The sequence below is a fragment of the Blautia sp. DFI.3.45 genome (assembly GCF_020593505.1).
In the GTDB taxonomy this organism is placed as follows: Bacteria; Bacillota; Clostridia; order Lachnospirales; family Lachnospiraceae; genus Blautia_A; species Blautia_A wexlerae.
The window spans coordinates 1-11,161 of record NZ_JAJDMI010000068.1 but is presented as its reverse complement, the minus strand read 5'-3'; the positions used below and the strand labels follow the sequence as shown (position 1 = coordinate 11,161).

Sequence of the window (11,161 nt, the reverse complement as noted above, 5' to 3'; positions counted from 1 at the left end):
GGACCGCTATTGGAAAAAGCAGAAAACTATGATGGTGAAATTCCGCTTTTTTAAGTGTAACAATTTGAATTTGTGGAGGATAACTATTGTGGATAAAGCAGTTATTTATATACATGGAAAAGGTGGTAATGCTGAAGAAGCTATTCATTACAAACCGCTCTTTAGTAATTGTGATGTGATTGGTCTCGACTATACTGCACAGTTTCCATGGGAAGCAAAAGAAGAATTTCCATTACTTTTTAATTCAATTTATAGAAACTACAAGACTGTTGAAGTAATTGCCAATAGCATTGGAGCGTATTTTGCTATCAATGCCTTATCAAATCAGCAAATAGAGAAAGCATATTTTATTTCGCCCGTTGTAGATATGGAAAGGCTTATTGCTGATATGATGATTTGGGCAAATGTTACAGAGGATGAACTCAAAGAGAAAAAAGAAATTCAGACAACCTTTGGAGAGACTCTTTCATGGGATTATCTTTGCTATGCAAGAGAAAATCCTATTATATGGGAAATCCCAACGCACATTTTGTATGGTGAAAAAGATAATTTTACCGCTTATGGAACGATATTTGAATTTGTACAGAGGACTAATTCAACACTTTCTATTATGAAAAATGGAGAGCATTGGTTTCATACGGATGAACAAATGAAATTTCTTGATGAATGGATAATAAAATCTTCCAAATAAATTCAAGTTTTATTGATTAGGAAATTGGGGAGTTATGCATTTTGTAAAGGGGGATCTATAAATGAAAACGTGTTGTTTGGTATGGGAAATTCCTGTAATAGAGGGAGAACATTATAATCCAATTATGAATGTCATTTATATGCAAAAAGCAAAGAAATTTTTGAATCAACTAAATCGATATTTTCAGGATGAGAATATGGATTGGAAGTGTGTTTTAGACCGTTCAGCATGTACTTATAATGAGATTTTTTCCAGTGAAAATCAAGCAGTTATTTTTGTTCCGGAAGCTAAAACAAGACAATGGTTATATAAAAAAGAAATTCAGGCTGTAAGTATTCCAAAATATTATTTGGATTTTGCAGAATATAATGAAGGAAAGTTGGATAAAATAGCAATTTTTTTTATGAACTTAAAAAATGATATACAATAGATTTACTTGTTATGGAGCAATGATATGTTTTGAAGGTAGAAAAAATTACAGGGAAAAGAAAGAAACCAAAGTAAAAAGCCGATGCGGGACTTTTGAATCCAGTATCGGCTTTATTGATCTTACAGAGGTTTTGAAAAATTTACTTTTAATGGTTCATCAATGCTTTGATATTTGGGGCTGTGTGGATTTTTTTCGATACAGCAGGAATAACATAAACAATAGAATTACTGGAAAAATAAGTCCGAATCCCATGCCGATCCTAATATTATTTCCGGCATTCTGGGTGATACGACCAACAATTCCAGGTCCAATGCTGCCACCTAAATCTCCTGCCATGGCAAGAAGAGAAAACATAGCCGTTCCACCTGTTGGAAAAGTTTTTGAGGAAATACTGATTGTTCCAGGCCACATGATTCCAACTGAAAATCCACATGCAATACAACCGATAAGTCCGATAATCGGGCTGGATGACAAAGCGGCAAGTAGATAACAGACAACGCATAATATGCCTGAACCACTCATAAACTTCATTAAATCTAACTGTTCTCCATATTTTCCAAAAATTATACGGCTGATTCCCATTGTTACTGCAAACATACATGGACCTGCTAAATCTCCCAGGGCTTTTGACAATCCCAGTGCAGCTTCTGCATAAGCAGATGCCCATTGAGCCATTGCAAGCTCAGAAGCTCCGGAACAGATCATCAGACATATTGCAACCCAGAAAAATGGTCTGGAAAACAGATTCTTAATTCCCATTCCGGAACCATTGTCAACCAGAGGTTCAATAGGACAGGTCATGAAGTTATAAGTATTAACTGCAGGAATGATTGCCCATATTACGGCGAGCCATTTCCAGTTGTCTATTCCAAATATCAGGAAAAATAAGCTGGAAATCAAAATTGTCCCAACAGCTCCCCAACAGTAAAAGGAATGGAGCAGACTCATAGTTGCTTCTTTGTTTTCAAATGGACAGGCCTCGATAATAGGGCTGCAAAGTACTTCTATTAAACCACTTCCGATGGCATAAACAATAACACTACATATAATTCCAATAAAAGGATCAGGTAAAAAATCAGGTAAAAATGCCAGTCCAAGCAGACCCAGTGCAGAAAATATTTCTGATGTAACAATGCACACACGATATCCGATATGATCTACGAATTTGGCACAGAACAGGTCAACCAGAAGCTGTGTGAAAAAGAAGAAAGTGGATATCAGAGCAATGTTACCGAGAGAAATATGGTAGTCACTGTGAAATTTCAAAAAAAGAAGCGGTGCGAAGTTTGCAGCAATAGCCTGTGTGATAAAGCCCATATAACAGGCAAGTTTTGTCTTATGGTAGTCAGCTTTTTTTATAGAATTCCCCAATTTAAAAATCATAAGAATACCTCTTTTCTTTTTTTTGCTTGATTATATAGCAAATATTAGATATATACATTGAATTAAATTGTAGAAATACTGTATAATATCGTAAAAAAGAAAGAATGTGATATGGAGATGGATTATAATAAAATATATAATAAGATACTTACAGACGAGGAGTTCATGGAAATTAAACAGTATGGAAGTAGTGACTATCCATTCCAGTATTATTATGATAATCTGGAATTGTTTGATTTTCATTGTATTGAGTGGCACTGGCACAGAGAATTTGAGTTTTTATATGTGGAGTCCGGAGAAGTTACATGCGGAATAGGAGAAAAACAGATTATATTGTCAGAAGGAGAAGCAATTTTTATTAATTCTAAAATATTGCACCGCTTTTACGCACCATCAGGTGGTATCATTCCTAACTTTGTATGTATGCCGGAATTTATTGCACCGGAGAACAGCCTGATCTATAAGAAATATATCTTGCCAATCATTTCATCGAATATATATTTCCAGCGTTTTCAGACTGATGAACTATGGCAGACAAAGATTATACAAACTATGATAAAAATAATGGAAATACAGGGAAATGAGAAAATAAGAGAACTTGCTACTTTGGCATTGATGCAGGATTTATGGCTGACTTTTTATGAAAATGTAAAGTTATCTGATAAAGGAGATGTACAGACAGTTGATGAAGTTGCACAGAAAAGAGTGCAGTTAATCATGCAATATATACATGAAAACTATAATCACAATTTGTCTCTGGATGAAATTGCTTCACATATAGGAATCAGCAAAAGTACTGCACTTAATTTGTTCCACCGGTTTTTACATACTACACCGGTTAATTATCTGATAGGATATCGACTTCAGGCAGCTTCCTGGTTATTGAAAAATACGAATAAAAAAGTAAAAACGATCGCCTATGAAAGTGGATTTCATAACGTTGATTATTTTTGCAGATTGTTTAAAAAACGTTATCATTTAACCCCATCAGAATATCGCTGCACATGTTTAAAATTGTTGTCGGCAGATCCGAGTCTTCAGACCCATAAATAAAGCCGATGCGGGACTTTGGAATCCTGTATCGGCTTTGTTAATTTGCGAAGATTTTGAAAAATTTATTTTACTGGTTCATTAGTGCTTTGATGTCTTCTTCCGGTGTGGTGATAGGTGCAATACCATAATTTTCCACCAGATAGTTCAGAATATTAGGAGACAGGAACGCCGGAAGAGAAGGACCAAGACGGATGTTCTTGATACCCAGGTGTAAAAGTGTCAGCAGGATACAGACTGCTTTTTGTTCATACCAGGAGAGAACGAAGGAAAGCGGAAGCTCATTTACAGAACATCCAAATGCATCCGCAAGTGCCACAGCAACCTGGATTGCACCATAAGCATCATTACACTGGCCCATATCCATCAGTCGTGGCAGACCACCGATTTCTCCCAGCTCAAGATCATTGAAACGGAATTTTCCACATGCCAGGGTGAGAACGATACTGTCAGAAGGTGTCTGTTTCACGAATTCCGTATAATAGTTTCGACCCGGTTTGGCACCATCACAGCCGGCAACCAGGAAGAAATGGCGGATAGCGCCTGATTTTACTGCTTCTACTACAGTATCTGCATGGGACAGAATGGCTGCATGTCCGAAACCGGTTGTCACTTTCGTACCGCCGTTGATGCCTGTGCGTGTCTGATCTTCTTTGTAACCACCCAGTTCCAGTGCTTTTTCAATAACCGGTGTGAAATTTTTCTTCTCGTCGATATGAACAGCGCCTGGGAAAGCAACCACTTCTGTTGTAAATACTCTGTCAGCATAACTGCTTTTTGGCGGCATCAGACAGTTGGTGGTGTAAAGGATCGGAGCCGGAAGATGATCAAACTCTTTCTGCTGATTCTGCCATGCAGTTCCGAAATTTCCTTTTAAGTGAGAGAATTTCTTTAAGAGTGGATAGGCATGGGCAGGGAGCATTTCACCGTGGGTATAGATGTTGATTCCTTTTCCTTCTGTCTGTTCAAGTAAAAGCTGCAGATCCTTCAGATCATGACCGGTTACTACAATAAATGGTCCCTTTTCTACGGTAAGTGTAACTGCAGTCGGTTCCGGTGTTCCATAGGTTTTGGTATTTGCCTTGTCAAGAAGTGCCATACATTTCAGATTGATTTCCCCTACTTTCAGTACAGTAGGAAGCAGTGTATCCATACTTTCTTCATAACCAATCTTAAATAATGCTTCGCAGAAGAAACGGTTTACTTCAGCATCTTCATAATTCAGAACATTTGCATGATAAGCATAGGCTGCCATTCCGCGAATCCCGAAAAGAATAAGGGACTTCAGGGAGCGGATATCTTCATCTGCATTCCACAGCTGTTGCATGTCATATTCGTCTGATTTACCGCAAGGTGACTGACATTTACTGCAGCCAGGAACCAGTCTTTCTTTTTCTGCTCTGACTTTTTGTATCATATTTTCGATTGCTGCATCGTCAAAACTCACATTTGTAACGGTAGTAAACAGTCCTTCAATTATGATCTGACTGGTACTTTTGGAAATAGCTGCTGCGCTATCGACAGCCCTTGCCAGACCGATCAACGCACCTGTCAGCTCATCCTGTAATTTGGCAGTGCCTGCCTTTTTTCCGCAGACACCTGCATTTCCTGTGCAGCCGGTGCATCCCACTGTCTGTTCACACTGATAACAAAACATTTTTTTATCCATTGTCGTATCCTCCTTTATTCTATAATATTTCCATCGATACCTATGGTTATAACCTGCCAGGGAATGAATTTTCCACTATTCTGAAGTGCTTTTCTGGTTGCCATCTCAAGTCCGCCACAGCATGGAACTTCCATTCTTACAATCGTCACACTTTGAATATCGTTATTTTGGATTATTGCAGTCAGTTTCTCGCTATAATCCACCTGATCCAATTTAGGACAGCCGATTAATGTTACCTTATTTCGGATAAAATCCTGATGAAAGCCTGCGTAAGCGTAAGCAGTACAATCGGCTGCGATTAAAAGCTTTGCGCCGTTAAAATATGGGGCACTGACAGGTGCCAGCTTAATCTGTACCGGCCAGTTCTGAAGATTGGATACCTGACCTGTGGTTGAAGATGGTTTTCCTGATTTGGGTATTTCTGATCGCTGAATCTGCATGCTTTTAGACCCGGGACAGCCGGCATGAGCAGTTATTGCCTGATTTTTGGCAAATATTTTTTTCTGTGCTTCTTTCACAGCCTCTTCATCATATTCAGGTGCTTCCCGTTCCTCAAAGGAAATGGCACCTGTGGGACACTCCGGGAGGCAATCCCCCAGTCCGTCACAGAAATGTTCTCTCACCAATTCTGCTTTTCCATTAATGATATCAATGGCACTTTCGTGGCAGGCATCTGCACAGGCGCCGCAGCCATTGCATTTTTCTTTATCGATTCGAATAATCTTTCTTATCATTTTACCTCCGTCAATAGATTTAACTTTTGTTTCTGTCGGCATTATAGTATGATAAATACAACTTGTATGTTTGATTTCCAACAAGGAGGAATGATTTTGAAAAAATATTTACCCATTTTAAAAAACAGTCCATTCTTTACAGGCCTTACTGATAACGAGATATTATCTATACTGCATTGTGTAAAAGCAACAGCAGTTTCCCAAAAACGAGATTCTTATATTTTCAGAGCAGGAGATTCTACTGAGGTAATGGGACTTGTGGTGTCCGGCTGTGTTCTTGTTATTCAGGAAGACCTTTGGGGGCATCGGAATATTCTGTCGAAATGTCATACCGGTGATTTCTTTGGTGAGCCATATGCAGCAAGCCCGGGTGCTGTTCTGAATGTCAGTGTGGTGGCAGATACGGATTGTGAGATTATCCTGCTAAATGTCCAAAGGCTTCTGATTTCCTGCCCGACTGCATGCGAACACCATCAGAAGCTGATCCGCAACCTGGTCAGTGTCCTGGCAAATAAGATACTAATCCTGAACGACAAAATCACACATGTGGGAAAGCGAACGACAAGGGATAAACTATTGTCCTATCTGTCGGCAGAGTCTATCAGACATTCATCGTTATCCTTTGATATTCCTTTTGACCGGCAGCAGTTGGCAGATTATCTGTGCATTGACCGCGCGGCAATGTCTACGGAGATATCAAAGCTACAGAAAGAAGGTTTTATAAAAACAAATAGAAATCATTTTGAATTGACTGTTTGTAATAATTCGGATTCTGAAATAAAAGTGTGATATCCATCATGAAAAATTGTGTATTACAGTTATGTCAAGTGGATATTCGCAATTGAAGCAGGGGACTTACTTGATTCGGTTAAACTTTCGTGTGACAAACGTAGCTGTCTGTGATATTATAAAAGTGATATAAGCGAAAATGACTTTTGCAGAAACGAAAGTATCTTTAAATGATATTTACAAATATACTTCCTCTAATGGCTTAAAGGGAAGTTTTATGGATACGGAACGGTATGAGTACAAATGAGCAGGAAACAGTAATGTCAATGCTGTATGGACTTCAGAAGTAGGAGAACAGTTCGAACGTATGTATCGGCTGTTCTTTTTTTGTTTTCAGGCATTAATGCGGTAGTATTTTCTATATAAGTGTTGGGAGATTATATGAAAAAGTTTAAGGCAAACGATAATAAGAGTGAAGAACATGAGATCAACTACAGACAATTCAACAAAAAGCTGGAACTGCTGAATCAGATCCTGTCTCTGATATCAGACATCAATCAGGCATCAGATGAGAAAGAAGTGAAGGACTGTATTCCTGCATTGCTTCAATACACCGGCGAATATACAGATGCAGACAGAGTATATATTTTTGAACTGATGTCTGAAAAACAGGATTATTACAGCAATACCTTCGAATGGTGCAGAGAGGGGATCGTCCCCCAGATTGACAATCTGATTCGTATTTCTGCCGATAGTATGCCGGTGTGGCATGAGAAATTTCTTCGTGGAGAAACTATAATTATTCATGATCTGGAGAAAATATGTGAAACTATGCCTTCGGAATATGACATTCTGAAGGTTCAGGATATTCATTCTCTGCTGGTTTTACCTTTGTTTGCAAATACGCAGTTGAGCGGTTTTATCGGTCTGGATAATCCGGATCTGGTTAATCCCGGTGTTTCCATATCGCTTCTTTCCAATGCAGGCGGACATCTTGCCAGTACATTGAACAATCTGCGCATGTTCAGGATGCTTGAGGAAAAACAGAAAACACTGGAGAGCAATCTGGAGGAACTTCAGAAGGAGAAGCATATCCTGGAAGCTCTCTGCGTAGATTATACCTCATTTTATTTATGTGATCTGGCAAATGATACTCTGGAAACGATCAAACAGAGCATACTTTCCAATGGTACAGAGATTGATGAGATGACGGAGCAGAAATCCAGTTATACCTCCAGAATCAGATATTATTATGATCATTACGTAATCCGGGAATCAGCACCGGATTTCCTCCGGAAGATGGAACGTCACGCTCTCATAGAGTATCTGCAGAATCACAAGCGTTTTGCGTATCGTTATCAGTCAGTGAAAAACCATGCCGGACATGAGTATTTTGAATTACAGGTGATCCGCCTGGAGACAGGCAACAGGGATGATTATAAGATCATTATGGGATTTCGCTATATTGATGATATTGTGCAGGAGGATATGAAAAAGAAGCAGCAGATGGAAGAGACTATGGCTGACCTGAAACTGAATAATGAGATTATCTCTGCAATCAGCAAAATGTACCGGATCATTTACCGGATGGATCTGATCCATGATACCTATGAGGAGATTTCCAGCCAGGAATCCATGCACCGTCTGACCGGCAGAAGTGGAAAGACTTCTGTTCAGTTTACAAAAGCCAGAGAAAAATTCATAGCCCCCGAATTTCAGGAAAGAATGAGAGAATTTCTGGATGTTTCCACTCTGGCAGAGCGTCTGAAGAACAGAGAGGAGGTTTCCACAGAATACAGAGCCATAACCGGAGTCTGGTATCAGGCAAGATTTATTGTAAAGCTTCGAAATGAAGCAGGGGAAGTGACTAATGTTCTCTATGTGACGAGAGATATTAATGACCAGAAAATATCTGAGCTGGAGAGCCGGGAAGAACTGAGAAGAACCGCTCAGGAGGCAGAGAAAGCCAATCTGGCAAAGACAGATTTCCTGAGGAGAATGAGCCATGATGTCCGTACACCGATCAACGGGATCCAGGGCTGTGTGGATATTGCGGACCGTTATCCGGATGATCTGGAGCTTCAGCAGGAAGCACGTACCAGAATCAGGACTGCTTCCAGTTATCTTTTAAATCTTGTCAATGATGTGCTGGATATGAATAAGCTGGAATCCGGCAATATACAGCTTGAGAGAAAGCACTTTAATCTGCTGGAACTTTTGCATAATACGAATGAAATCATCAGGATGCAGGCAAATGAAGCTGGTGTTAATTATTATGTAGAAGCTGGAGAAATCATCCATACACAGCTGATAGGAAGTCCGGTACATTTCCAGCAGATATTGATGAATATCGGCAGCAATGCAGTAAAATATAATCATGATGGCGGTTCTGTGACAGTTACCTGTCGTGAGATTTCCTATACGGATACCATTGCGGAATATGAACTGACCTGTACAGATACCGGGATCGGTATGAGTGAGGAATTTCAGAAAAAGGCATTTGAGCCTTTTGCCCAGGAAGGGCAGTCAGCCAGAACAAAATATGCAGGTACCGGTCTGGGTCTTGCCATTGCCAGAAAACTGACAGAACTGCAGGGAGGAACTCTTTTCTTTGAGAGCATACAGGGAAAAGGAACCAAATTTATTCTCCATATTTCTTTTGAAATCTCTGCAGAGGAACAGGAAAAGAAATCTCATATGTATCAGAACTGTTCAGTAGAGGGAATTCAGGTTCTGCTGGTGGAAGACAATGAGCTGAATATGGAAATTGCTGAGTTTCTGCTGAAAGAAGAAAAAATGAAAGTGACAAAGGCATGGAATGGGCGGGAAGCTGTAGAAATCTTTGAGAATTCAGAGTCCGGATACTTTGATGTGATCCTGATGGATCTGATGATGCCACAAATGGGAGGACTGGAAGCTACCCGCAGAATCAGAAAAATGGATCGAGAGGATGCGAAATCTATCCCTGTCTTTGCTATGACAGCCAATGCCTTTCTGGACGATATTGCACAGAGTAAAGCAGCAGGAATGAACGAACATTTTTCAAAACCCCTTCAAATGGAGAAAGTGATAGATACCATTCGATTTTATTGCACAACCCGATGAGAAACAGTTGGAAGATAATATAATGAGGAAAATTTAATGAAAATAAATAAATCCGCGGATATGATTACATAAATTGATCATATCCGCGGATTTTTTGTCAAAATCTATAAGTTTATATAGTATTAAAAACTATATAAACTGGTTTCTCTTGACAAGAATAAATATTGTGATATACTTTGAATATCAAAATATTTAAAATACAAACAAAACAATAGGAGAAGAATCAAAATGAAGAATTTCAAAATAGGAGATAAAATCACAAGAGTTCCATTGATTCAGGGGGGAATGGGAGTTGGGATCAGTCTTGGCAGACTTGCAGGTTCTGTTGCGAAAGCAGGAGGAGTTGGTATTATTTCCACTGCACAGATCGGCTACAGGGAAGAAGATTTCGACAGAAATCCGGCAGCAGCCAACGAACGCGCCATTGCCGGCGAAATGAAAAAAGCCCGTCAGATTTCAGGAGACGGAATCATAGGATACAATATTATGGTTGCACTGAAAGAATATGCATCTCACGTAAAGGCTGCAGTAAAAGCTGGCGCAGACATCATTATTTCTGGTGCGGGACTTCCTACAGAGCTTCCGGAACTGGTAAAAGGAAGTTTGACAAAGATTGCGCCTATCGTATCTACAGACAAATCCGCAAAAGTAATCCTGAAATACTGGGACAGAAAATACAAAAGAACTGCAGATCTGGTAGTGATCGAAGGTCCTCAGGCAGGCGGACATCTTGGTTTTCATAAAGAAGAGCTGGAGAAATATACTGAAGAATCCTACAGTGAAGAAATAAAGGAAATCATCGCAACAGTAAAAAGCTACGCAGAGAAATATGAGACAGAAATCCCAGTGATTGTAGCCGGTGGTATCTATAACAGAGAGGATGTCCAAAAAGTGGATAATCTGGGTGCTGACGGCGTTCAGGTTGCTACCCGTTTTATCACAACGGAAGAATGTGATGCAGACATCCGCTATAAAGAAGCTCATTTAAAAGCAAAAGAATCTGATATTGCCATTGTAAAAAGTCCGGTAGGAATGCCAGGTCGTGCCATTATGAACAAATTCATGACCCGTGTCATGAACGGCGAACAGATTCCACACAGTCCCTGTCATGGATGTCTCGTAAAATGCAGCCCAAAAGAAATACCCTACTGTATTACTGACGGACTGATCAATGCAGTAAAAGGAAATGTAGATGAAGGGCTTCTTTTCTGTGGTGCAAAAGCATGGAAAGCAGAGCGTTTGCAGACAGTACAGGAAGTGATTAATGACTTGTTTTAACAACCGTAGCAAGAATTCCCTCACCTCTATAGGGACACCACTGAAAAAGTCCTTTTTGCGTATAAATTAACACAAAATAAAGTACATCAATC

At 39.5% G+C, this 11,161-nt stretch carries 9 protein-coding genes; 6 read left to right on the top strand and 3 right to left on the bottom strand.

Annotated features, from left to right (window positions below; all coding sequences use genetic code 11):
* The first annotated feature begins 88 nt into the window (after positions 1-88).
* Both LJE09_RS15860 and LJE09_RS15855 read left to right on the top strand, forming a co-directional pair.
* On the top strand, positions 89-691 hold the full coding sequence (locus tag LJE09_RS15860; RefSeq protein ID WP_008707489.1) for an alpha/beta hydrolase: 603 nt from the start codon (positions 89-91) through the stop codon (positions 689-691).
* 61 nt (positions 692-752) lie between these two features.
* Complete coding sequence (locus LJE09_RS15855; protein ID WP_008704212.1) at positions 753-1,121, top strand: hypothetical protein; 369 nt, start codon at positions 753-755, stop codon at positions 1,119-1,121.
* A gap of 156 nt (positions 1,122-1,277) precedes the next feature.
* Here LJE09_RS15855 and LJE09_RS15850 read toward each other — a convergent pair whose 3' ends face one another.
* Positions 1,278-2,504 carry an MFS transporter gene (locus tag LJE09_RS15850; RefSeq protein WP_020994092.1) on the bottom strand — a complete coding sequence of 409 codons (1,227 nt, stop codon included), beginning with the start codon at positions 2,502-2,504 and terminating at the stop codon, positions 1,278-1,280.
* Positions 2,505-2,615: 111 nt separating this feature from the next.
* Here LJE09_RS15850 and LJE09_RS15845 point away from each other — a divergent pair, with 111 nt between their 5' ends.
* Positions 2,616-3,557, top strand: coding sequence for an AraC family transcriptional regulator (locus tag LJE09_RS15845; RefSeq protein WP_227311541.1), 942 nt, complete (start codon positions 2,616-2,618; stop codon positions 3,555-3,557).
* Positions 3,558-3,624: 67 nt separating this feature from the next.
* Here LJE09_RS15845 and hcp read toward each other — a convergent pair whose 3' ends face one another.
* Complete coding sequence (hcp, locus tag LJE09_RS15840; RefSeq protein WP_008704209.1) at positions 3,625-5,223, bottom strand: hydroxylamine reductase; 1,599 nt, start codon at positions 5,221-5,223, stop codon at positions 3,625-3,627.
* A 14-nt stretch (positions 5,224-5,237) separates the two neighbouring features.
* Positions 5,238-5,957, bottom strand: a complete 720-nt coding sequence (locus LJE09_RS15835; RefSeq protein ID WP_008704208.1) for a 4Fe-4S binding protein — start codon at positions 5,955-5,957, stop codon at positions 5,238-5,240.
* A gap of 96 nt (positions 5,958-6,053) precedes the next feature.
* Here LJE09_RS15835 and LJE09_RS15830 point away from each other — a divergent pair, with 96 nt between their 5' ends.
* The 3 genes from LJE09_RS15830 to LJE09_RS15820 all read left to right on the top strand — a co-directional run bounded on the left by LJE09_RS15830 (position 6,054) and on the right by LJE09_RS15820 (position 11,069).
* Positions 6,054-6,746, top strand: coding sequence for a Crp/Fnr family transcriptional regulator (locus tag LJE09_RS15830; RefSeq protein ID WP_008704207.1), 693 nt, complete (start codon positions 6,054-6,056; stop codon positions 6,744-6,746).
* A gap of 381 nt (positions 6,747-7,127) precedes the next feature.
* Entirely contained in the window at positions 7,128-9,791 is a 2,664-nt protein-coding gene (locus LJE09_RS15825) for a GAF domain-containing hybrid sensor histidine kinase/response regulator (RefSeq protein ID WP_227311540.1), read from the top strand.
* A 228-nt stretch (positions 9,792-10,019) separates the two neighbouring features.
* Positions 10,020-11,069 carry an NAD(P)H-dependent flavin oxidoreductase gene (locus tag LJE09_RS15820; protein WP_195278103.1) on the top strand — a complete coding sequence of 350 codons (1,050 nt, stop codon included), beginning with the start codon at positions 10,020-10,022 and terminating at the stop codon, positions 11,067-11,069.
* Positions 11,070-11,161 lie beyond the last annotated feature (92 nt).